This is a genomic window from Streptomyces sp. NPDC054757 (assembly GCF_053612185.1).
Window position 1 is genome coordinate 118,473 of the sequence record NZ_JBSHBW010000024.1, and the last position, 22,324, is coordinate 140,796.

At 71.9% G+C, this 22,324-nt stretch carries 22 protein-coding genes and 1 riboswitch; of the genes, 10 read left to right on the forward strand and 12 right to left on the reverse strand.

Annotation, left to right across the window (positions count from 1 at the left end; translation table 11 throughout):
- Positions 1-12 precede the first annotated feature (12 nt).
- The 3 genes from ACWGKJ_RS25855 to ACWGKJ_RS25865 all read right to left on the reverse strand — a co-directional run bounded on the left by ACWGKJ_RS25855 (position 13) and on the right by ACWGKJ_RS25865 (position 2,096).
- A complete protein-coding gene (locus tag ACWGKJ_RS25855; protein WP_385023706.1) occupies positions 13-411 on the reverse strand; it encodes a DUF3040 domain-containing protein in 399 nt (132 codons plus the stop codon).
- A gap of 248 nt (positions 412-659) precedes the next feature.
- Positions 660-1,418: a methyltransferase gene (locus tag ACWGKJ_RS25860; protein ID WP_385023707.1), complete on the reverse strand. Its 759-nt coding sequence runs from the start codon at positions 1,416-1,418 to the stop codon at positions 660-662.
- Positions 1,419-1,511: 93 nt separating this feature from the next.
- Positions 1,512-2,096, reverse strand: coding sequence for an SAV_6107 family HEPN domain-containing protein (locus tag ACWGKJ_RS25865; RefSeq protein ID WP_385023728.1), 585 nt, complete (start codon positions 2,094-2,096; stop codon positions 1,512-1,514).
- Between the two features lie 398 nt (positions 2,097-2,494).
- Between ACWGKJ_RS25865 and ACWGKJ_RS25870 the strand changes: the two genes are divergently transcribed.
- The 4 genes from ACWGKJ_RS25870 (at position 2,495) to ACWGKJ_RS25885 (ending at position 7,936) form a co-directional block, all read left to right on the forward strand.
- Positions 2,495-3,385: an ATP-binding cassette domain-containing protein gene (locus ACWGKJ_RS25870; RefSeq protein ID WP_385023709.1), complete on the forward strand. Its 891-nt coding sequence runs from the start codon at positions 2,495-2,497 to the stop codon at positions 3,383-3,385.
- The gene (locus ACWGKJ_RS25875) at positions 3,357-5,441 is read left to right on the forward strand and encodes a YhgE/Pip family protein (protein ID WP_385023711.1); all 2,085 of its coding nucleotides are present in this window, start codon (positions 3,357-3,359) and stop codon (positions 5,439-5,441) included. The genes ACWGKJ_RS25870 and ACWGKJ_RS25875 overlap by 29 nt, the downstream gene beginning before the upstream one ends.
- A gap of 43 nt (positions 5,442-5,484) precedes the next feature.
- Entirely contained in the window at positions 5,485-6,090 is a 606-nt protein-coding gene (locus ACWGKJ_RS25880) for a TetR/AcrR family transcriptional regulator (RefSeq protein WP_385023713.1), read from the forward strand.
- A 409-nt stretch (positions 6,091-6,499) separates the two neighbouring features.
- Positions 6,500-7,936 carry a phytoene desaturase family protein gene (locus ACWGKJ_RS25885; RefSeq protein ID WP_385023715.1) on the forward strand — a complete coding sequence of 479 codons (1,437 nt, stop codon included), beginning with the start codon at positions 6,500-6,502 and terminating at the stop codon, positions 7,934-7,936.
- 79 nt (positions 7,937-8,015) lie between these two features.
- On the opposite strand, the gene ACWGKJ_RS25890 is transcribed toward ACWGKJ_RS25885, so the two are convergent.
- From ACWGKJ_RS25890 to ACWGKJ_RS25910, 5 genes are all read right to left on the reverse strand, one after another.
- Complete coding sequence (locus tag ACWGKJ_RS25890; protein WP_385023717.1) at positions 8,016-9,101, reverse strand: hypothetical protein; 1,086 nt, start codon at positions 9,099-9,101, stop codon at positions 8,016-8,018.
- Positions 9,102-9,151: 50 nt separating this feature from the next.
- Positions 9,152-10,069 (reverse strand): methylenetetrahydrofolate reductase [NAD(P)H], encoded by a 918-nt coding sequence (gene metF / locus ACWGKJ_RS25895; RefSeq protein WP_385023719.1) that lies wholly within the window; start codon positions 10,067-10,069, stop codon positions 9,152-9,154.
- Between the two features lie 181 nt (positions 10,070-10,250).
- A complete protein-coding gene (thiE, locus tag ACWGKJ_RS25900; protein ID WP_385023720.1) occupies positions 10,251-10,901 on the reverse strand; it encodes a thiamine phosphate synthase in 651 nt (216 codons plus the stop codon).
- Between the two features lie 129 nt (positions 10,902-11,030).
- Entirely contained in the window at positions 11,031-11,396 is a 366-nt protein-coding gene (locus ACWGKJ_RS25905) for an Rv2175c family DNA-binding protein (protein WP_385023722.1), read from the reverse strand.
- Between the two features lie 203 nt (positions 11,397-11,599).
- Positions 11,600-12,820: an NAD(P)/FAD-dependent oxidoreductase gene (locus ACWGKJ_RS25910; RefSeq protein WP_385033523.1), complete on the reverse strand. Its 1,221-nt coding sequence runs from the start codon at positions 12,818-12,820 to the stop codon at positions 11,600-11,602.
- Between the two features lie 94 nt (positions 12,821-12,914).
- Positions 12,915-13,027: riboswitch (TPP riboswitch) on the forward strand.
- Between ACWGKJ_RS25910 and thiO the strand changes: the two genes are divergently transcribed.
- The 3 genes from thiO to ACWGKJ_RS25925 all read left to right on the forward strand — a co-directional run bounded on the left by thiO (position 13,025) and on the right by ACWGKJ_RS25925 (position 15,343).
- On the forward strand, positions 13,025-14,254 hold the full coding sequence (thiO, locus tag ACWGKJ_RS25915) for a glycine oxidase ThiO (protein ID WP_385033520.1): 1,230 nt from the start codon (positions 13,025-13,027) through the stop codon (positions 14,252-14,254). Its footprint overlaps the riboswitch before it by 3 nt.
- Before the next feature lie 86 nt (positions 14,255-14,340).
- Positions 14,341-14,541 carry a sulfur carrier protein ThiS gene (gene thiS, locus ACWGKJ_RS25920; protein WP_385033526.1) on the forward strand — a complete coding sequence of 67 codons (201 nt, stop codon included), beginning with the start codon at positions 14,341-14,343 and terminating at the stop codon, positions 14,539-14,541.
- Between the two features lie 7 nt (positions 14,542-14,548).
- On the forward strand, positions 14,549-15,343 hold the full coding sequence (locus ACWGKJ_RS25925; RefSeq protein ID WP_385033517.1) for a thiazole synthase: 795 nt from the start codon (positions 14,549-14,551) through the stop codon (positions 15,341-15,343).
- Positions 15,344-15,356: 13 nt separating this feature from the next.
- Here the strand turns inward: ACWGKJ_RS25925 and ACWGKJ_RS25930 are convergent, their stop codons facing one another.
- Both ACWGKJ_RS25930 and ACWGKJ_RS25935 read right to left on the reverse strand, forming a co-directional pair.
- Complete coding sequence (locus tag ACWGKJ_RS25930) at positions 15,357-15,968, reverse strand: TetR/AcrR family transcriptional regulator (RefSeq protein ID WP_453315823.1); 612 nt, start codon at positions 15,966-15,968, stop codon at positions 15,357-15,359.
- Between the two features lie 4 nt (positions 15,969-15,972).
- Positions 15,973-17,568, reverse strand: coding sequence for a DHA2 family efflux MFS transporter permease subunit (locus ACWGKJ_RS25935; protein WP_385033512.1), 1,596 nt, complete (start codon positions 17,566-17,568; stop codon positions 15,973-15,975).
- A 213-nt stretch (positions 17,569-17,781) separates the two neighbouring features.
- On the opposite strand from ACWGKJ_RS25935, the gene pknB reads away from it, so the two are divergent.
- Both pknB and ACWGKJ_RS25945 read left to right on the forward strand, forming a co-directional pair.
- Positions 17,782-19,713, forward strand: a complete 1,932-nt coding sequence (gene pknB / locus ACWGKJ_RS25940) for a Stk1 family PASTA domain-containing Ser/Thr kinase (RefSeq protein WP_385033509.1) — start codon at positions 17,782-17,784, stop codon at positions 19,711-19,713.
- Positions 19,714-19,720: 7 nt separating this feature from the next.
- On the forward strand, positions 19,721-20,572 hold the full coding sequence (locus ACWGKJ_RS25945; protein ID WP_385033506.1) for a deoxyribonuclease IV: 852 nt from the start codon (positions 19,721-19,723) through the stop codon (positions 20,570-20,572).
- 38 nt (positions 20,573-20,610) lie between these two features.
- Here the strand turns inward: ACWGKJ_RS25945 and ACWGKJ_RS25950 are convergent, their stop codons facing one another.
- Positions 20,611-21,243 carry a sulfite oxidase-like oxidoreductase gene (locus ACWGKJ_RS25950; protein ID WP_385033503.1) on the reverse strand — a complete coding sequence of 211 codons (633 nt, stop codon included), beginning with the start codon at positions 21,241-21,243 and terminating at the stop codon, positions 20,611-20,613.
- Between the two features lie 154 nt (positions 21,244-21,397).
- Between ACWGKJ_RS25950 and bfr the strand changes: the two genes are divergently transcribed.
- Positions 21,398-21,877, forward strand: coding sequence for a bacterioferritin (bfr, locus tag ACWGKJ_RS25955; RefSeq protein WP_385033500.1), 480 nt, complete (start codon positions 21,398-21,400; stop codon positions 21,875-21,877).
- 58 nt (positions 21,878-21,935) lie between these two features.
- Here bfr and ACWGKJ_RS25960 read toward each other — a convergent pair whose 3' ends face one another.
- Complete coding sequence (locus ACWGKJ_RS25960; protein WP_385033497.1) at positions 21,936-22,193, reverse strand: (2Fe-2S)-binding protein; 258 nt, start codon at positions 22,191-22,193, stop codon at positions 21,936-21,938.
- Positions 22,194-22,324 lie beyond the last annotated feature (131 nt).

The following is a 22,324-nucleotide window of genomic DNA, read 5'->3' on the forward strand; positions in this document are numbered from 1 at the left end:
TGAACGGACCGGTCAGTGCCCCTGTTCGTCGCGGCGGCGCTGCCACCGCTCCTCGATGCGGGTCATCACAGAACGGTGTTTCCTGGCCTGCCGGCCCGGGGCCGGGCCTCCGGCTCCGGCCTGTTGCTGTTCACCGGGCTTGGGCGCTTTGCGCCATCCGGTGACCGCAAGCACTGCGCAGCCGAGCATGACGAGGAACCCCACCACACTGATCCAGATCTGCTGGGCGACCATTCCCGCCATGAGGAGGGCGATACCCACCAGAAAGCCAGCGATCGCCTGGTACACCCGGCGACGGGTGTACGTACGCATCCCGCTTCCCTCAAGCGCTGTCGCGAACTTGGGATCTTCGGCGTACAGCGCTCGCTCCATCTGCTCGAGCATGCGCTGCTCGTGCTCCGAGAGCGGCACGGAGTCCTCCTACTCGTCGGTCGCGGGGTACGACCGTGATGCGGCCCTTTCAGAATAGGCAGGGATTCGCCCCCGTGAAACCCGCCCTCTACGCCAATTCACCATCCGGGCCGCCATGCAGGCACAGCTGTCGGGACGTGTTGTCCCCGACGGCCGGACCGTCATGCCGGATGGTTACCCCGATCATACGGGGACTAGCCCCCGTACGGGGGGCCTGATTGCCACTCCGTGCATCACTGCACCGCTGATCAGGCCTGCTTCTGGCCCAGAACGTGCAGTTGGGTGGCCACCGAGTGGAAGGCGGGCAGTTCCGCGGCGGCCGCTTCCAGCTTCAGCAGGGCTTCCAGGGCGCCCGGCTCGGTGTCGACCAGGACCCCGGGAACGAGGTCGGCGAAGACCCGTACACCGTGCACGGCACCGACCTCCAGACCGGCCGTGGTGACCAGCCCGGTGAGCTGTTCCGCGGTGAAGCGGCGGGGCACCGGGTCACCGTCGCCCCAGCGGCCCGCCGGGTCCGTCAGGGCCTGCCTGGCCTCACTGAAGTGCCCGGCGAGCGCACGGGCCAGGACGGCGCCGCCGAGCCCGGCGGCGAGCAGGCTGAGCGCACCGGAGGGGCGGAGGGCGTCCACCGCGTTCCTGACGCCCTCGGCCGGGTCCTCCACGTATTCGAGGACGCCGTGGCAGAGCACCGCGTCGTATCCGCCGCGCTCCGCCACGTCGAACAGGCCGAGCACATCGCCCTGCACCCCGCGCACCTGGTCGGCGACCCCGGCCTCGGCGGCCCTGCGCTCCAGGCCGAAGAGCGCGTTGGGGCTGGGGTCCACCACGGTGACCCGGTGGCCGAGGCGGGCGACGGGCACCGCGAAGTTCCCGGTGCCGCCGCCGGTGTCGAGCACGTCCAGGGCGGGCCGGCCGGTCGCTTCGGCCCTGCGGTCGAGGGCGTCCTTGAGTACGTCCCACACCACGGCGGTACGAAGGGAGGCGCGGGGGCGCAGCTGGTCCGACACGGCGGTTGACTCCTCGGCGCGGTGCCGCCGCGGACGGCGGGCCGTAGACAGCAAAGACTGGCTCCACCCTATTGCCTTCGAAGCTCCCGCTGGTCACCCCGTGTGCGGGCGCTCCGCACCGGTCTCCGGCAGCACCGGCTGGAGGGCGAGCAGCCGCTCGACCAGGCGCAGGAACATGGCCGCGTCGCGCAGCAGATCGTCGGCGTCGCGGCTGCACGCCGCGCCCGGTATGCCCGCCTCCGCCCTGGCCCGGCGGGCGGCACCGGAGGCGAAGAGGGCGCTCCACTCGGTCAGCTCGGGGGCGAGCTCCGGCAGCAGCTCCCAGGCGGTCCGTATGGCGTTCCTCCGGCGGGTGCCGCCTGTCTTCCGGCGCGGTACGGCCTCGGGCCTGGCGCGTGAGGCGAGGACCGCGGCTGCGGTGCGCAGTGCGGCCAGGTGGGCCGTGGCATACCGCTCGTTGGGTACGTCGAGCCCGGCGGCCTCCGCCAGGCCCGCGCGGGCCTGGGCCAGCAGGTCGAGAGCGGCGGCCGGGGCCGTGGTGCGGCGGGCCACCGGGTGGATGTCGCTCGCGGGGCCGCCCGGCGCGGAGCGGGCGGGCGGGACCGCGGCGGCCGGTGTGAAGAGAGCCGGAGCCCCCGGGGCCTGGGAGCGGGACGGGCCGCGGGACGCGGCGAGCACGCGGACCGGGGCGAGTGACGGGGCGGGCGCGGGGACGGACGGGCCGGCGGCCACCGGGGAGGCGGGGGCAGACGGGCCGGTGGGCGCGGGGGCGACCGCAGGTGCGGCGGGTGCGGCCACGGGGGCAAGTGAGGGGGCAGGGGCGGTGACACGGTGCCGGTGCGCTGGTGCGGCATTCGAGCTGGCCATGACGGAACCTCCTGTCGTCGTGTGACGGCGCTGTGGCCGTCTGTGTCCATCGTGCGGCCCACCACTGACAATCAGCCCTGACCTGGGCCTTTGCGAGGACCCCGGAAGGCAGCGTACTTTTTTGTACTGACCGGTCAGTTCATAGGTCGGCGCAGGACTGGCACGGGACTGGCACGGGACATGCGTATCGGCAGGCAGGGGAGGGTGTCGTGGACAGCCCGCACGGGGCAGCTGTCAGAGCGGAGAACCTGGGGCTCAAGGGCCCGTACGGCTGGGCCTTCCGCGGAGTGGATGTCGACGCGGAGCCCGGCGCGCTCATCGCGGTGGAGGGTCCGTCGGGCTCCGGGCGCACCTGTCTGCTCCTCGCCCTGACGGGCCGGATGCGGACGAGCGAGGGCCATGCCGAGGTGGCCGGGTTCCGGCTGCCCGGGAAACCGGCCGAAGTGCGCCGGATCAGCGCGCTGGGCCCGGTCCCGGGTGTCAGCGAGCTCGACCCCGCACTGACCGTCGACGAGCATCTGCGCGAGCGCGTCCTGCTGCAGCGCCGGTACAGCGGATCGCTCCGCGCTCTGCTGCGGCCCCGCTCCGAGCGACGGGCGGCGGCCCGCTCCCGTATCGGCACGGCGCTGGAGGCCGCCGGGCTGGACCCCGCCACGCTGCCCAAGCAGGGCAGGACCTCCGTACGGGATCTGGAGCGTCTCGAAGCGCTGCGGCTCTCGGTGGCGCTCGGCCTGCTGGGCGGTCCGCGGCTGCTCGCCGTGGACGACGCGGACCTCAAGCTCTCCGGCCCGGAACGGGACGCGGCCTGGGAGCTGCTGCGGTCCGTCGCGGCCAGTGGTGTCACCACACTCGCCGTCTGCAGCAGCGCGCCCGAAGGCGCGGTCACCGTCTCGACCCGGCCGGCCGCGGACCGGGCGGACACCGCGGACGCGCGGCAGCAGAAGACGAACGCCCGGCAGAAGAACGCGCAGCAGGCCGCCCAGCCGCAGGACGAGCCGCAGAAGAGCACGCAGACCGAGAAGGGCGCGGAGACCGTGAAGGACACCGGGACCGAGCAGGAAGGGGCGGCCGATGCGCTCGCCGAGACTGGCCGCCCTTGAGCTGAAGCGGTTCGGCAGGGGCAGGCTCCCGCGCGCCGCCCTCGTCGCGCTGCTGTTGCTGCCCCTGCTCTACGGCGCGCTCTACCTCTGGTCGTTCTGGGATCCGTACGGACGGCTCGACCGGATACCCGTCGCCCTGGTCAACGACGACCGGGGCGCCGAAGCCGCGGGCAAGAAGGTCCACGCGGGCGACGACATCACCCGGGGGCTGCGCGACAGCAAGGTCTTCGACTGGCACGAGACCAGCGCCGCCGATGCCCACCGGGGCGTCGAGGACGGCACGTACTACCTGTCGCTGACGCTGCCGGCCGACTTCAGCGAGCGGGTCGCGTCGAGCGCGGGCGAGTCCCCCGAGACCGGCGCCCTCCAGGTCCGGACGAACGACGCCAACAACTACATCGTCGGACAGCTCTCCCGGACGGTCTTCTCCGAGGTCAGGGCATCGGCGTCGACACATGCCTCCCGTACGTTCCTGGACCGTATCTATGTCTCGTTCGGCACGCTGCACGACCGGACGGCGAAGGCGGCCGACGGTGCGTCCGACCTCACCACGGGCCTCGGCAAGGCGCGGAAGGGTTCCGAGGACCTGGCGGACGGGCTGAAGGACGCGAAGGCCGGCAGCGGCAAGCTGGCCGGTGGCATCAAGAAGCTCGACAAGGGCTCGGCCGGTCTCCAGTCCGGCTCGAAGCAGGTCGCCGCGGGCACCCGGACCCTCGCGAAGAAGGTCAACGGCGCGGCGAGCGCCGTCCGCCCCTTCCTCAAGGACAACGGCAAGTCCATCGGTGACGCGGCCCGGCTGGTCTCCGACTCCACCCAGGTCGTACGGGACCACCTCGCCACCCTGGTGAAGGCGGCCCCGGTCGCGGCCAGGGCCGCCGCCACCGCCTCCACCGACCTCGACAGCGTCTACCGGGCACGCTGCCAGAGCGCGCCCGTCCCCGATCCGGCCTGCCCCCAGCTGAAGAAGGCCAAAAAGGCGGCAGCCGACACGGCGCGGATCGCGGGTGACGTCAACGGCCTCGTCCAGCAGCAGAACGGCGATCTGAAGAAGCTCGACGGGCAGCTCGCCACGCTCCAGAAGCAGGCGGACAGCCTGGCGGAGCACGCCCCGCACCTCGCGGGCGACCTGGACACGGCCGTGGGCAAGGTCAACGAGCTGGACAGCGGGGCCCACCGGGTCGCGAGCGGCGCGGCGAAGCTGCACACCGGGCTCTCGACGGCGAGGACCGGCGCCACCTCGCTGCACACCGGCGTCGGGAAGCTGAACACCGGCGCGCAGACCCTGCACAGCGGGATCGTCAAGCTCTCCGACGGTGCGGACACCCTCGCCACCGGTCTGCACGACGGGGTGTCCAAGATCCCCGACTACGACAAGCAGGACCGGGACAGGCGCACCGGAGTGATGGCCGATCCGGTGCAGCTGGCCTCCAAGTCGCTGCATGCGGCGCCCAATTACGGAACGGGCTTCGCCCCGTACTTCATCCCGCTCTCGCTCTGGGTGGGCGCGATGGTGGCGTACATGCTCATCCAGCCGCTCAGCAGGCGCGCGCTGGCGGTGGGCGCGTCGGCGTGGCGGATCACGTTCGCGGGCTGGCTCCCGGTGGCCGCGATCGGGGTGCTCCAGACCGCGGCGCTGATGGCCGTGCTGCACTGGGCGATCGGTCTGCAGCTGGCCCGCACCGCCGGGACCCTGGGCTTCCTGGCCCTGGTGACCTGCTGCTTCGCCGCGATCGTGCAGTGGCTCAACGCCCGCTTCGGAGCGGCCGGGCGCATCCTGGTGCTGGCGCTGCTGATGCTCCAGCTGACCTCGGCCGGCGGCACCTATCCGGTGCAGACGAGCCCGGCGTTCTTCAACGCCATCCACCCGTATCTGCCGATGAGTTACGTGGTCGAGGGGTTGCGCAGACTCATCACGGGCGGCGGCCTGGCCCCGGTCTGGACCGGCTCCGCCGTGCTCCTCGCCTTCACCGCGGGCGCCCTGGCGCTGACCGCCCTCTCGGCGCGGAGCAAGCAGATGTGGACCATGGAACGGCTGCATCCGGAGCTCAGCCTGTGAGCGAGATGGCCGGGGCCGGACGAGTCCTGTGAGAATCGGGAGCATGGACACCAGCACCAGACGGCAGGCCACCCGCCAGAAGCTGTACGAGGCGGCCGTCACTCTCATCGCGGAGAAGGGCTTCTCCGCCACGACGGTGGAGGAGATCGCCGAGCGCGCGGGCGTCGCGAAGGGCACGGTCTACTACAACTTCGCGAGCAAGACCGTGCTCTTCGAGGAGTTGCTGCGGCACGGGGTCGGGCTCCTCACCGCTTCGCTCCGGGACGCGGCCGACACCACGGCGGAGCGCGGCGGCACCAAGGTCGAGGCGCTGGACGCCATGATCAGGTCCGGCCTCGGATTCATCGACGCCTATCCGGCCTTCACCCAGCTGTACGTGGCAGAGCTGTGGCGCACCAACAGGGCCTGGCAGTCGACCCTCCTGGTGGTGCGTCAGGAGGCCGTGGCCGTGGTCGAGAACGTACTGCGGGACGCCGTCGAAGGGGGCGAGCTGAACGAGGAGATCGACATCCCGCTGACGGCCGCGGCCCTGGTCGGGATGGTGCTGGTGGCGGCGCTCGACTGGCAGGCGTTCCAGCCCGAGCGGTCGATCGACGAGGTGCACGCCGCGCTGTCGCGGCTGCTGCACGGGCGCGTCAGCGGACGCTGACGGCCGCCGGACCCCGGAGCGTAGGGGCCGGAGAGAGCGCCGGAAGAGAGAGCGCCGGAAGAGAGAACGGGGAAAGGACAGCGGGGAGGGCGGGCGGCCGGAAAGGGCCGGAAAGGAAAGAGCGCCGCCCGGTCAGGCCCGGTCTCCCGAGCCGTTCCCGAGCGGCGCTTCCCCCGTACTCCCCCGCTGTACTCCCCCGTACATTCCGTACGCGTCGGGGGAGCCGCGCCGTTCCGCCGCCCCGTGTCGGCGGTGCCGGCGCTGCGCCCCTTCCGTGCCTCACACTCTGCCGTCTTCGCAGGTGGGGGCCCATCCGCGTAATTACTCATCTCCACTTCTAGGTACGGATACTCAGACGTACGTGCGCCACCTCACCAGGGGCGCGCCGGGCACCGATAAAGTTCCCGCCATGGCACGGATTGCGGTGATCGGCGCCGGGATGGGCGCCATGGCGGCTGCCGCCCGGCTGGCCGTGGCAGGCCACCGGGTGACGGTGTACGAACGTACGGCGACCCACGGCGGGGCGGTGGGCCGCTTCGCGCGGGACGGCTTCGCCTTCGACACCGGGCCAGGTCTGCTCCAACTGCCCGCCGTGTACCGCGACTTGTTCGTGAAGACGGGCCGCGAGCCGCTGGAGCAGTGTGTCGAACTCGTCCAGGTGGACCCGGCGGCCCGCCATCTCTTCGACGACGGGACGGACGTCCTGCTGCCGAACGCCTCACGGGCCGGGGTGGTCGCGGCCCTCGACGCTGCTCTGGGCGCCGGCGCGGGCGCCCGCTGGGGAACGTTCCTGGACCGGGCGCGGGATGCCTGGGACAGGACCAGGCGCCCGCTCCTCGAAGAGCCGCAGCCCGCCGATCCCACGCCGCTGGGCCGCAATCCGTACCCGTCGCTGCGGACCGGGCTGCTGCGGCGCACCGCGCATACGCTCGGCGAGATCGGCAGCCGGGAGCTGCGGGACCCGCGGCTGGCGGCGCTGCTGGCGAGCTATGCGCTGGCGCACGGTTTCGACCCGCGGACGGCGCCCGCTTCGGCGGCCGTCCTGCCCTACATGGAGCAGACCTTCGGCAGCTGGTACGTGCGCGGGGGGATGCGGGCGCTGGCGGACGCGGTGTACGAGCGGTGTCTGGCGCGGAAGGTCGAGTTCGTGTTCTCGGCCGAGGTCACGGACGTACGCGAGAAGGACGGCCGGGCCTGCGGTCTGGAGCTGGCCGACGGGGGCAGCGTGGACGCCGACCAGGTGGTCGCGGGCGCCCCGCTGCCGCCGGCCCACGGGCATCTCCAGGAGCCGGATACACAGAGCGGCCGGTTCGTGGTCTGCCTGGCGCTGCGCGGGGAGCGGGAGGCCGGCGCCGTCCACCGCACGGTGGTGCACGGCGCAGGGAGCGGCCTGCCGATGGTGACGGTGCTGCGCCCGGACGATCCGGCGCTGGTGCCGGGACCGGGCCACGAGGCCCTCACCCTGACGGTCACGGTCCCGGTCATCGCCGGGACCGTCGGCGGGACGGAGCACTGGGCCACCGCCGACCGGGCCGGGGCCCTCGCCGACCGGGTGGTGGCTGCCGCGGAGACTGCCGTACCCGGGCTGCGCGAGCGGGTGCTGTGGCGGGAGGTACGGACCCCCGCCGACACCCTGCGCGAGACCGGTTCGCTCCAGGTGCCCGGACCGGCTCTGGCCGGTGCGTACGGGCGGATGCTGCCCGCCCCCAACCGGACGGCGCTGCCCGGCCTCTACCGGGCGGGCGGCTGGTCGCACCCCGGCGGCGGGCTCGCGCATGCCGGGATGTCGGGGGCTCTGGCCGCCGGGCTGATCGTCGAGGGCGAGGGGTTCCGCGGCTCACAGTGAGCAACAGGGGCTGTACGCACAGGGGCCGTGCGCACAGGGGGGCGAGACCACCGTCGCGTCCGGCAGCCTTCCCGCCCTCTCAGTACCGCTGCTGCCCGTTGTAGCCGGTGTGGTTGTTGTGGTTGTCGTGGTCGGTGTGGCCGCCCTGGTACGGCTGCTGCGCCGGGTGGTCGGGGTCCTCCGGGCCGGGGAAGGCGCCGTATGCCGGTTCGGTGTCGCGCTGCTGCGGGACCCAGACCCCGCCGGGCGGGGTGTCGTTGGCGTACGGGTCGGCGTACGGATCCGCGTAGTGCTGCTGGCCTCCGTACGAGGCTCCGTACTGGCCCGCGCCGATGTACGGGTCCGAGTAGGCCGCGTACTGCTGCTGCTCGCCGCCGTAGCCGTACTGGCCGTCGAAGGACTGGCCCTCGTAGGACTCGTCGAAGGACCGGCCGTCGGAGGAGTGGCCGCTCCGGTCGTACCCGGTGCCGTACTGCGCCCCGGTTCCGTAGGCCGTGTCGCTGTATATGCCGTACTGGCCGGTGTCGTCGGGCATCGGCTGCGGAGCGTAGACATCCGCCGCCATGGGCTCGGGGCTCTGTGCGGAGCCGGGCGAGGTGCCGGAGTCCGGGGTGCGCGACGGGTAGGCCGCCCCCTCATAGCCGGGCCCTTCGTAGCCCGGTCCTTGGTAGCCCGGTCCTTCGTCCGTCGCGTAGCCGCTGCCGCCGTACGCGTGCTGCTCGTAGCCGTCGTGATCCTGGCCGTGCTGCGCGAAGGCGCTGTCGTGGCCGCCGTGCGGAACCCCGTCCGGCTGCTCGTACCCCTCCTGCCCCGGCTGCTCGTACTCCTGGTCCGGGACATCGGGCGCGGGGTCCTTCGCCGTGCTCGCGCCGCGTGCCCTGCGCCGTCTGTTGCCCTTGCTCTCCCGGGGTGCGCCCCGCACGGCCCAGCCGGTCGAGAAGCCGCGCCGGAAGGAGAGCGTGACGTACAACTGGCCGACGGCGAACGCGAGAGCGCCCACCACGATCACCGGCACGGAGTGCAGGAGCACACCGGCGACCACGCCGAGGAATCCGGTGAAGGCGAGCAGCCGCCAGCGCAGTCTGGCCTTGTACTGCAGCAGCACCTCGCCCAGCAGCCACAGCGCGACGAATCCGAACCCGACATAGAGGACCGTCCAGCCCATGTACGCCCCTCCCTGCGGCCTCCGCCCCGTGCGGGGGGCGGATATGGCGGTCAGGACTGCTTGTGCAGTCCGAGATTCTCGTAGATTTCGAGGGTCGCCGTGGAGTTGTTCAGCGTGATGAAGTGCAGCCCAGGGACATCCTCGGAGAGCAGCTTCGCGCAGAACTCCGTAGCGAACTCGATGCCAATGGAGCGTACAGCGGCCGGGTCGTCCTTGACCGCGTGGATGCGTTCTTTCAGCCCTGACGGGAAGTGCGCGTTGCTGAGCTGGGCGAACCGCTCCAGCTGCCGCACATTGGTGATGGGCATGACTTCCGGGATGACGGGGGTGTCGCAGCCCGCGGCGACGACCCGCTCGCGCATCCGCAGATAGTCCTCCGGGTCGAAGAACATCTGGGTGATGGCGTAGTCGGCGCCGGCCCGGCACTTGTCGGTGAAGTGCCGGATGTCGCTCTCCCAGTTGTCCGAGCGCGGGTGCATCTCGGGGAAGGCCGCGACCCCGACACAGAAGTCACCGGACTCCTTGATCAGCCGCACCAGTTCGGCGGCGTACATCACGCCTTCGGGGTGCTTGATCCACTCACCCATCGGGTCACCGGGCGGGTCGCCCCGGACGGCCAGGATGTTCCTGATCCCGGCGTCCGCGTACTGGCCGATGATGTTGCGCAGCTGGGCGACCGAGTGGTCGACGGCCGTGAGATGGGCGACCGGGGTGAGCGTGGTGTCCGACGCGATCTGCTCGGTGGCCCTGACCGTGCCCGCCCGGGACGAACCGCCCGCACCGTAGGTCACGGAAACGAAGCTGGGCGCCACCGCCTCGACCCGGCGCAGCGCGTTCCACAGGTTCCGCTCGCCCTTCTCCGTCTTGGGCGCCCAGAACTCGAAGGAGTACAGCGTCCTGCCGGTCGCGAGCAGGTCGCGCACGGTCCGTGCACGGTCGGTTCTGGTGGAAGAGGTGCCGAAGGCCATACGGGCAGGTTAGTCAGGGCCTGGCACTCCCCCAACCACACCGGGACCTTATGACCGATTTGCGAGATACTTGTCCACCCATCGGACACCCTTGGACACCCCTGGACACTCCGGAGGGCCCGTCGGAATCACCGCATCCGTTTCGGTCGCGAAGATCCGTCCCGCCTTCCGGCCGGGCTGCCTACTCGGTACGGGCCCTGACCCGCGAGGCGAGGGCCCCGGCCGCTGCCGCCGGGTCGTCCGCCTCGGTGATCGCGCGGACCACCACCACCCGGCGCGCCCCCGCGTCCAGCACCTCGTCCAGATTGTCCGCGTCGATCCCGCCAATCGCGAACCAGGGCCGCGAGGTGGTGAGCGCCGCCGCGTACCGTACGAGGCCGAGGCCCGGTGCGTGCCGTCCCGGCTTGGTGGGGGTCGGCCAGCACGGGCCGGTGCAGAAGTAGTCCACGCCCGGCTCGGCGGCGGCCGCGTCCACCTCGGACTCCGCGTGTGTCGAGCGGCCGATGAGCACGTCGGGGCCGAGCAGCGCACGGGCGGCGGGGACCGGCAGATCGCCCTGGCCCAGGTGCAGTACATCGGACGCGATGGCGTGCGCGACATCCGCCCGGTCGTTGACCGCGAGCAGCTTTCCGTGCCTGCGGCAGGCGTCGGCGAAGACCTGGAGGTGTTCGAGCTCCTCGGCCGCCTCCATGCCCTTGTCCCGCAGCTGGACGATGTCCACACCATGGGCCAGGACGGCGTCCAGGAACTCGGGCAGATCGCCCTGGCGCTTGCGCGCGTCCGTGCAGAGGTACAGCCGGGCGTCGGCAAGCGGAGCGGGTGCGGTGGACATCGGGCGTTCCCCCATGGATGGCGACGGACTGGACGGCCGGACGGACCGCTGGACGGCGGAGGACCGGGGTGTACGGGCGTGGTGTACGGCCGGGGCCCGGCCGTACACCACGAGATGATCACACTCCGGTCAGAGGGCGAGCGCCTGGGCCCGGCGCTTCACCTCCGTCCCGCGATTCTCGCTCAGGGCCTGCGCGGGCGTGCCGGGCAGGGTCTCGTCGGGGGTGAAGAGCCACTCCAGCATCTCCTCGTCGCTGAAGCCGTCGTCCCGCAGCAGCGTCAGGGTGCCGGCGAGGCCCTTGACCACTTTGGGGCCGTCGATGAAGGCGGCGGGCACCTGGAGCGCCCTGTTCTCACCACGGCGTACGGCGATCAGCGTGCCGTCCTTGACCAGCTGGCGTACCCGAGTCACCTCGACGTCGAACATCTCGGCGATGTCGGGGAGGTGCAGCCAGGCGGGGATGAGAGCGTCGGTTTTTGCGTCAATCTCGGTCACGGGACAAGCCTGCCATCCCGCACTGACAGCCGATACCCGGACTCAGCCCTTCAGGGCCGGTGGCGTGTGCGCGGAGCCGGACCGGCCGTGCGTGCGCGGGCCGCCCGGACGACGCATGTCACGGGCCGTTCCCGACGCACCGCATGGGCCGCACGGGCCGCTCCTGACCGCGCGTCCGCGGGCCGCCGCGCGGTCAGGAGCGGTCAGGAGGCGCCCGGCTGCGGCCGGACCGCCGACTTGAGCGGTACGGCGGGATCGGCGGCGCGGACCGGATCCACCGGGGCCCCCGCCTCGATCAGCTTCCGCCCCTGGGCGAGGTCCCGCGGCCTGCCGACGGCGAGCACCGCGACCAGCCGCCCGTCCCGCAGCCAGCACACCGACCAGGCCGGGCCCGCCGGGTCGCCACGCCGGATCAGGGTGTCGGCGGCCGCGTGGTGGCCCGCGTACTGGACGAAGCGGCCGAACTGCTCGGACCAGAAGTACGGCACCGGGTCGTAGATCCGCGGCGTCTCGCCGATCACATCGGCCGCCACGGTGCGCGGCCCCTGCAGCGCGTTGTCCCAGTGGTGGACCAGCAGTCGCTCGCCGTACCGGCGGGAGGGGAAGGAGGCGCAGTCGCCGACCGCGTACACATCCGCGACGGAGGTGCGCAGCCGCTCGTCGGCCGTGACCGAGCCGTCCGGGCCCAGCGCGATACCGGACCCGGCCAGCCACCCGGTCGCGGGCGTGGCCCCGATGCCGACGAGGACCGCCCCCGCCGGGATCCGCCGCCCCGATTCCAGGACCACGGCGCCCGGTTCGATCCGGGCCACCCGCGCCCGGGTGACGAGTTCGGCTCCGCTGTCCGCGTACCAGTCGGCCATCGGCGCGGCGATCTCCGCCGGCAGCACCCCGACGAGGGGCCGGTCCGCCGCCTCCACGACCGTCACCGCGCACCCCGCCTCACGCGCCGCCGTGGCGAACTCGGCGCCGATCCAGCCCGCGCCGACCACCACGACGTCCCGCCGGCCGGCGAGGACGGCGCGCAGCCGCTCCGCGTCGTCGAGCGTGCGCAGCTGATGGACGTCGGGGACCCCCTCGCCGCCGGGCAGGGTGAGCGGGCGGGCGCCGGTGGCGACGACCAGCGACCCGTAGGCGAGCGGGCCGCGCGCGGTGTCCAGCTCCCGGTCGCCCGGGCGTACGCCGGTCACCTCGCACCCCAGCAGCAGCTCGACCCCGAGCGCGCCGAAGTCGACGTCGAAGGCGGCGCCGTCGGCCTTGCCGAGCAGCACCGACTTGGAGAGCGGCGGCCGGTCGTACGGCTGATGCGGCTCCTCGCCGATCAGCGTGACGGGGCCGGTGAAGCCCTGGTCCCGCAGGGCGACAGCGGTCTGCACTCCGGCCATGCCCGCGCCGGCGATGACGACGTTCCTCGGCTCACTCACCCGGTCACCCTAACCAGCTGACGACCCGTCAGGACAGGGGGCCGTCCCCAGGCGCCTTACGGGGCGGCGCGGCCCGGGGTTACGCTGGCTGTGCTGAACCACTCGCGGGAGTCCGGGCGTACCGGGCTGAGAGGGAGGCTGGACGGCCTCCGACCGTACGAACCTGATCCGGGTCATGCCGGCGAAGGGAGGGGCTGGACGCCCATGCACGCACACCACACCGAACAGCACACGCCCCCTGTCGAACAGCACCGGCCCGGCCGGGCGGACGCGCAGTCCGGCGCACTGCCGGACGTCCTGGTCGTCGGCGGCGGGATCATCGGTCTCGTCACGGCCTGGCGGTCGGCGCAGCGCGGACTGCGTACCGCTGTCGCCGATCCACAGCCGGGCGGCGGAGCCGCACAGGTCGCGGCAGGCATGCTGGCCGCCGTCACGGAGCTGCACTACGGCGAGCAGGTCCTGCTCGGTCTGAACCTGGAGTCCGCCCGCCGCTATCCGGCGTTCGCGGCCGAGCTGGCCGAGGCATCGGGCCAGGATCTCGGCTACCGCGCCTGCGGCACCCTCTCCGTGGCGCTCGACCTCGACGACCGGGAGCATCTGCGGGAGCTGCACGCGCTCCAGCACCGCTCGGGTCTGGAGTCCGAGTGGCTCACGGGGCGCGAGTGCAGACGCCTCGAACCGATGCTCGCGCCGGGCGTACGCGGCGGGCTGCGGGTGGACGGCGACCACCAGGTCGATCCACGGCGGCTCGCGAAGGCGCTGCTCACCGCGTGCGAGCGGGCCGGGGTCACCTTCCACCGCGGCTGGGCCGAGCGTCTGACGGTGGAGCGCGACCGGGCCACGGGCGTGGTGCTGGCCGACGGCACCGTGCTCGGCGCCGGCCAGGTGGTACTGGCGGCCGGCAGCCTCAGCGGCCGGCTGGCGGGCGTACCGGATGCGGTGCTTCCGCCCGTACGCCCGGTCAAGGGGCAGGTCCTGCGACTGACCGTGCCGCGGGTGTACGCGCCGTTCCTCAGCCGCACCGTCCGCGCGGTCGTCCGGGGCAGCCATCTCTATCTGGTCCCCCGGGAGAACGGCGAACTCGTCATCGGCGCGACCAGCGAGGAGCTGGGCTGGGACACCACGGTCACCGCTGGCGGGGTGTACGAACTGCTCCGCGACGCCCATGAGCTGGTACCCGGCATCACCGAACTCCCGCTCACCGAGACCTGTGCGGGGCTGCGTCCCGCGTCGCCGGACAACGCGCCGCTGCTCGGCCCGACCGTGCTGCCCGGCCTCCTGCTGGCCACCGGCCACTACCGCAACGGTGTCCTGCTCACACCGGTCACCGGCGATGTGATGGCCGAACTGCTCACCACCGGGGAACTGCCCGCCGAGGCCCGCGCCTTCACTCCCCGGCGCTTCCCTCCCGTACGAGAGGAGCAGCCCGTATGAATGTGCCGCTGAATGTGCCGCCCGTGAACACAGCACAGGCGGGCTCCCCGGCGTCGGACCCGCCGCCGCCCGTGGACGTTCCGCAGGTGGAGGTGTCGGTCAACGGGGAGCCCCGCACGATCGCGCCGGGCACCACGCTCGACGTACTGGTCGGCGGGCTCACCACCGCCCCGTCCGGGGTCGCCGCCGCGGTCAACGAGACCGTCGTGCCCCGGGGCCTGTGGGCCCGCACCGCACTCGGCGGCGGCGACCGCGTCGAGATCCTCACCGCAGTCCAAGGAGGCTGATCAGGACATGGCAGACGATCCCTTCACTCTCGCCGGCACCGATTTCTCCTCCCGGCTGATCATGGGGACCGGCGGTGCGCCCAGCCTCGATGTGCTGGAGAGGTCCCTGATCGCGTCGGGCACCGAGCTCACGACGGTCGCCATGCGCCGCCTCGATCCCACGGTGCAGGGCTCGGTCCTCTCGGTGCTCGACAGGCTGGCGGTCAGGGTGCTGCCGAACACGGCCGGCTGCTTCACGGCGGGCGAGGCGGTCCTCACCGCCCGGCTGGCCCGCGAGGCACTGGGCACGGACTGGATCAAACTGGAGGTCGTGGCGGACGAGCACACCCTGCTGCCCGACCCGGTGGAGCTGCTCGACGCGGCCGAGACGCTTGTCGACGACGGTTTCACGGTCCTGCCGTACACCAACGACGACCCGGTGCTGGCCCGGCGGCTGGAGGAGGCGGGCTGCGCGGCGATCATGCCGCTGGGCTCCCCCATCGGCTCGGGCCTCGGGATCCGCAACCCGCACAACTTCCAGCTGATCGTGGAGCGGGCGGGGGTGCCGGTGATCCTCGACGCGGGGGCCGGTACGGCATCGGACGCGGCGCTGGCGATGGAGCTCGGGTGCGCGGCCGTGATGCTGGCATCGGCGGTGACTCGGGCCCAGGAGCCCGAGCTGATGGCGTCCGCGATGCGGCGGGGCGTCGAGGCGGGCCGGCTGGCGTACCGCGCGGGGCGGATCCCCCGGCGGCACTTCGCCCTGGCGTCGTCACCGGACGAGGGGCGGGCGGCGCTCGATCCGGAGCGGCCCGCGTTCTAAGGGCTGCCCCTGGCTAGAGGCCGTTCCGTACGACGTCCAGGGCGCGTATGACATACCCGTGGAGTTCGCCCTCGTAGCCGTGCTCGGCCCAGTAACGCGTGGCCTCCATCAGCACACCGGCCAGCGCCATCGCATACGCCCTGACCTCCAGGTCACCCGCCTCGCGCCCGGTGCGTTCGGCCAGCACGCGGCACATCATCTGGCCCGTGACCGACATCGACTCCATCATCCGGGAGCGCACCGCCGGTACCTCGACCTGGAGCCGCATCCTCAGCTTGGACACCTCCGGGTCCTCGCCGCCCTGCGCGAGACCGAGGCTGCGGTCGATGACGTGCCGCAGGGAGTCGACGATCGACTCGCCGGCGGGCCGAGCCCGCAGTTCCTGCTCCAGGATCGGGTCGAACTCGTCGGTGAGGACGATATCTTCCTTGGTCGGGAAGTAGCGGAAGACGGTGGAGGGCGACACCTCGGCGGCCTCGGCGATCTGCTCGACCGTTGTCGCGTCGTACCCCTGATCCATGATCAGGCGGTACGACGCCTCCCGGATCGCGGTCCGGGTCTTGATCTTCTTGCGCTCGCGAAGCCCCATCCTGGGCTCCGCGGCGCTCCGTGCTGAGGCGGCCATGGCCTCATTGTCCGGCATCGGCGCTGACCGGTGCCACCTCCGCGCCGGAGTCGGCCGGCTGCTCCGCGGGCGGGGTGGGCCCCCGGTGATGACGGGGGGCCGGGCGCCGGGGCATCAGGACCGCCGAGATCAGGGCTGTGGCCAGGGCGACCATGCCGATCACGACCAGGGCGAGGTCCATGCCGTGCAGGTACGCGCTGTTCGCCGAGGCCGTGAGCGCGTGGTCGCCGAGCTTGCCCGCCACCACGTGGGCACCGATCACCGAATCGCGGGCGACGTCCGCCGCCCGGTCCGGCAGCCCGCCCGTGCTGAGCCGGCTTGAGTACGCGCCGGCGACCAGGGCGCCGAGCAGGGCGACGCCGAGCGCGCTGCCGGTCTGGCGCACCGTGCTGAGCAGTCCGGAGCCGCGGCCCGCCTGGTCCCTGGCGAGCGTGCCGAGGGCACCGCCCATCGCGGGGATCATCGCGAACGCGATGCCGATTCCGGCGATCGACAGCCACAGCGCCGTGAAGCCGTATCCCGAGTCGACCGTGCTGCGCGCCCCGAGGAACGCGGCGAAGGCCAGCACCACCAGTGCCATGACGACGACCGCCCGTGTCCCGAACTTGACGACCAGCGGCTGCGCCAGTCTCGCGGCGAGCAGCATGCCGCCCACCAGCGGGAGCATCCGGATGCCGGTGCCGAGCGAGTCGGTGCCCAGCACGGCCTGCAGGTACTGCGGCAGCAGGAACATCACACCCGACAGGACGAACATGCAGAGCGTCGCCGCGATGGTGTTGCTGAGGAAACCGCGCCGGCCCAGCAGGGCGAGGTCGAGCATGGGGCTCTCGCTGCGCCGCTCGCGCAGAACGAGCGCGCCGAGCAGGGCGACGGCGCCGGCGAACGCGCCGATGACGAGGCCGTCGCTCCAGCCCTTCGCGGGGCCTTCGATGATCGCGTAGATGAGGGCACCGAGACCGAGCGCGGTGAGCACGGTGGAGACGATGTCGACCTTGGGCGCGGTCGGGTCCTTGCTCTCGGGGAGCAGGAACAGGCATGCGGTGATGCCGATCGCGACCATCGACACGTTCAGGACGAAGACCGAGCCCCACCAGTAGTGGTTGAGCAGCCAGCCGCCGATGATCGGGCCGAGCGGCATGCCTAGCGCGGAGGCCGCGGAGATCATGCCGATGGCCCTGGTCTGTTCCCCGCGCGGGAAGAGCGAGGGCAGCACGGAGATGGCGAGCGGCATCACGAGGGCGCCGCCGACACCCATCAGGGCGCGGGCCGCGATCACCCAGCTCACATCACCCGCGAAGGCGCCTACGAGGGAGGCGGCGAGGAAGACGCCGAGTCCCGCGATGAGCATCCGACGCCGTCCGAAGCGGTCGCCGAGGAGTCCGGCCGGGAGCATCAGGGCGGCGAAGACCACGAGGTACGCGTCCGCCATCCACTGCTGCTGACCGCTGGTGGCGCCGAGGTCCCCGGCGATCGTCGGCAGCGCCACATTGAGGATCGTCATGTCGAAACCGAGCACGAGCATGCTCGCGACCAGGGCCCCGAGGGCCCACCAGCGCCGAGGGTCCGGGCGCGACTCCACCTGCTGATTGGTAGTAACCATGAAATGAGAGTAGCAGTCATTTTCCATACAATGCCAATTAAATGCTGCTCCTGGAATGGTCCGACGGGCACGGCCGGGCGGGGGAACGGGCCGGGCACCGATCCCCGGCACCGCGCCGCGCCCCCGTACACCCGGTCACAGCTCGGCTTCAGTGGCGGGCCATTCACCCCGACCGCTTAGGCCCTGTCGGCGCGGGCTCGTAGACTCGCCGGCGTGGATACGACCCTTGGTGACCCGCAGGCCCCGCTCGTCGGGCAGCTGCTCGACGGCCGTTACCGGGTGGAGGCATGCATCGCCGTCGGTGGCATGGCCACGGTCTACCGGGCCGTCGACACCCGCCTGGACCGGGTGCTCGCCCTCAAGGTGATGCACCCCGCGCTGGCGGTCGACGCGACGTTCGTGGAGCGGTTCATCCGGGAGGCCAAGTCCGTCGCACGCCTCGACCATCCCAATGTGGTCGGCATGTTCGACCAGGGCGCGGACGGCGCGCATGTCTACCTCGCCATGGAGTACGTCGCGGGGTGCACCCTGCGCGACGTGCTGCGCGAGCGGGGCGCGCTGCGGCCCCGCGCCGCCCTGGACATCCTGGAGCCGGTACTGGCCGCGCTCGGCGCCGCGCACCGGGCCGGTTTCGTGCACCGCGACATGAAGCCGGAGAACGTCCTGATCGGGGACGACGGCCGGGTCAAGGTCGCCGACTTCGGCCTGGTCCGGGCCGTGGACACCGAGACGAACAGCACGGGCACCATCCTGGGCACCGTCTCCTATCTGGCCCCCGAGCAGATCGAGCAGGGCACGGCCGACACCCGGGCAGACGTCTACGCCTGCGGTGTGGTGCTCTACGAGATGCTGACCGGCGCCAAACCGCACACAGGCGACACCCCGGCCCAGGTCCTCTACCAGCACCTCAACGAAGGCGTGCCCGCGCCGTCCGCCGCCGTACCGGGACTCGCGGCCCGGCTCGACGCACTGGTGGCGAGCGCCACCACCCGGCTCCCCGACGACCGGCCGTACGACGCCGTGGCGATGCTGGGCCAGCTCCACGAGGCCCGCACGGCCCTGAGCGACGCCGAGCTGGACGCCGTACCGCCCCGGGCGCTCCCGGCCGCCGGCGCCGACGGGTCCGAGGACCGGACGGATGTGATCTCCCGCCCGCTGCCCGCCGCCGGGATCAACCGGACCAGCCGCCTGGTGATGCCCGCACCGCCCGAGCCCGAGCCCGAGCCCGGTCGGCGGCCCCCGCACCGCGGCCGGCGGGCCCGCCGCGGTCTGGTCGCGTCCGTCGTGGCCGTCCTGCTGGTGCTGGGCGTCGGGGCAGGCGTCTGGTACATCAACTCGGGCCAGTTCACCCGGGTCCCCTCACTCCTCGGCCAGTCCGAGAAGGCCGCGAAGTCGCGGCTGTCGGCCGCCGGTCTGGACGTCAAGAAGACCGAGCGCAAGTTCAGCGACACCTACGACCGCGGCCAGATCATGAGCAGCAGCCCGGCGTCGGGCGCCCGTATCAGGAACCACGACGGGGTGTCCCTGGTCGTCTCGCGCGGACCCGACATCGTCCGGGTGCCCCGCGTCGCGGGCGAGCCGCTCGCCCGTGCCAAGCAGGACCTGGCGAAGGCGGGACTGGGATCCGGCATGGTCACCAAGGAGTTCAGCGACGACGTCGGGCGCGGCAAGGTGATCCGTACGGACCCGGCGTCCGGCACCCGGCGGCACGCCGACTCGGCGATCGCCCTGGTCGTCTCCAAGGGCTCCCCGGTGGACGTACCGGATGTCACGGGCGAGTCCCTGGAGGACGCCCGCGCCGACCTGGAGGACGAGCACCTCAAGGTCGTCGTCGCACCGGAGCGGGTCAACTCGTCCGATGACGCCGGTCAGGTCGCCAAGCAGTCACCGGCCGACGGCAGCCGGGCCGAGGAGGGCGACACCGTCACGCTGACGGTCTCCAAGGGCCCCCGGATGATCACGGTCCCCGATGTCACGGGCGACAGTCTGGACGACGCGAAGAGCGCGCTCACCGGCAAGGGCTTCAAGGTCCACGTCGACCGGCCGTTCTTCTCCTTCAGCAACACCGTCGACACCCAGTCCGTCGACGGCGGCGACCGGGCCCCCGAAGGCAGCACCATCACACTCAAGACCAAGGGACTCTGAACACACCGTGCGCAACCCCATCGGCGGCCATGTCCCCGTGGCCGGCGGCCTCGCCAGGACCGGCCTGTCCTACGCCCGCGAGCTGGGCGCCGAGACCGTCCAGGTCTTCGTGGCCAACCCCCGCGGCTGGGCCACACCCACCGGAAACCCGGACCAGGACGAGCAGTTCCGCAAGGAGTGCGCGAACGAGTCGCTCACGGCGTACGTCCACGCCCCGTATCTGATCAACTTCGGCTCGCACACGGCCGCGACCGTGGAGCGGTCGGTCGATTCGCTGCGCCACTCGCTGCGCCGCGGCCGGGAGATCGGCGCACTGGGCGTCGTCGTGCACACCGGCTCGGCGACCGGTGGCCGTCCGCGGTCCGAAGCGCTCGCCCAGGTCCGTACGCATATGCTGCCGCTGCTCGACGAACTGACCCATGACGACGACCCGTTCCTGCTCCTGGAGTCGACCGCCGGCCAGGGCTCCTCGCTCTGCTCCCGCACCTGGGACTTCGGTCCGTACTTCGATGTGCTCGACCGGCATCCGCGCCTCGGGGTCTGTCTGGACACCTGCCACATCTTCGCGGCCGGCCACGACCTCGCGGGTCCCGGCGGGATGAACCAGACGCTGGACCTCCTCGTGGACACCGTGGGCGAGGGCCGGCTCAAGCTGATCCACGCCAATGACTCCAAGGAAGCCACCGGCGCCCACAAGGACCGGCACGAGAACATCGGCGCCGGTCACATCGGAGCGGAGCCCTTCAGGGAGCTGCTCAGCCACCCGGCGACCGAAGGGGTGCCGCTGGTCATCGAGACCCCGGGCGGCAAGGAGGGGCACCGGGCGGACGTGGACCGCCTGAAGTCACTGCGGCCCTGAGAGACTGAGAGGAAGGCGCCACCGGGCCACAGCTCCGCTCAGAGCTCGGGGCCGTCGCCCGGACCTTCCTGGTACGAGTAGCGCTGCTCCTGCCAGGGATCGCCCAGATTGTGGTATCCGCGCTCCTCCCAGAAGCCACGGCGGTCCGCCGTCATGTACTCGATGCCGCGGACCCATTTGGGGCCCTTCCAGGCGTAGAGCTGCGGGACGACCAGCCGCAGCGGGAACCCGTGCTCGGCGGTCAGCAGTTCGCCCGCCTTATGGGTCGCGAAGAGGGTCTTCGCATCTGCGAAGTCCGCCAGGCGCAGATTGGCGCTGTAGCCGTACTCGGCCCAGACCATCACATGGGTGACCTCAGGCGCGGGCGGTGCGAGCTCGATCAGTGTCCGGGCCCGCACACCGCCCCATTCGGCTGCCAGCATGGAGAACTTCGTCACGCAGTGCAGGTCGGCGACCACGGTGGAGAACGGCAGGGCCGAGAACTCCTCGTGGTTCCAGCAGTGCTTCTCGCCGTCGGCGGTGGCACCGAAGACCCGGAACTCCCACCGGTCGGGCTTGAACTTGGGGACGGGGCCGTAGTGGGTCACCGGCCAGCCGCGCTGCAGCCGCTGCCCCGGCGGAAGCCCGGCCGGCGCCGCCCCCTGCTGCTCCCGGCTCTCCGGCTGACCCATGCATCCATGGTGACAGACCTCGCGGGGTGGTCATGACCAGCGCGGCACCGGCGAGGTCAACTCGTACTAAGCCTGTACTTACTGGACGGCCCCGGTGGGCGGTGACAGGATGCGCGGAATCTGCCCGGATCCACGCCTGGAAGGAGCCTCTGCGATGCAGGGCGACCCCGAGGTCATCGAGTTTCTCAACGAGCAGCTCACCGGAGAGCTCACGGCGATCAATCAGTACTTCCTGCACGCGAAGATGCAGGAGAACTTCGGCTGGACGAAACTCGCGAAATACACCAGGGCCGAGTCGTTCGACGAGATGAAGCACGCCGAGATCCTCACCGACCGGATCCTCTTCCTGGAGGGGCTGCCCAACTACCAGCGGCTCTTCCACGTCCGGGTGGGGCAGACGGTCACCGAGATGTTCCAGGCGGACCGGCAGGTCGAGGCCGAGGCCATCGACCGGCTCCGGCGCGGTATCGAGATCATGCGCAACAAGGGCGACATCACGTCCGCGAACATCTTCGAGTCGATCCTGGCCGACGAGGAACACCACATCGACTATCTCGACACCCAGCTGGACCTGGTCGAGAAACTCGGTGAGCCGCTCTACATCGCCCAGGTGATCGAGCAGCCGGACAGCTGAGGCGGGGCCGCCTCTCGGCACGTACGGTGCTCGGTGCGTACGGCCGGGCCGTACGGGTTCAGGCGGCCTCGGGCAGCAGGGGCGATCCGGCGGGCTCCGGGAGGGCCACCGGCCGCTGTACGGGCCCGAGCCCGTCGGCCGGTTCACGGCGGGGGCAGCCGCCCCGGCCGAGGAGCGCCTGGATGCTGCGTACACAGCCGCCGCAGTCGGTACCCGCCTTGCAGGCCGACGCGATCTCGCGCGGGGTGCAGGCACCGGCGTCCGCGTGGTCCTTCACCTGCTGCTCCGTCACACCGAAGCACGAGCAGACGTACACGCGGGTTCACCTCCCGGACGGGATCGCTGACGGGCACCACCCCGAGCTGGTCGGTGAGGTAACCCTAACCTTACCCGCCGCTCCGGGGGTGCAAAAGGGCCGTGGGGTGCGGATCGCTGTGATCCGCACCC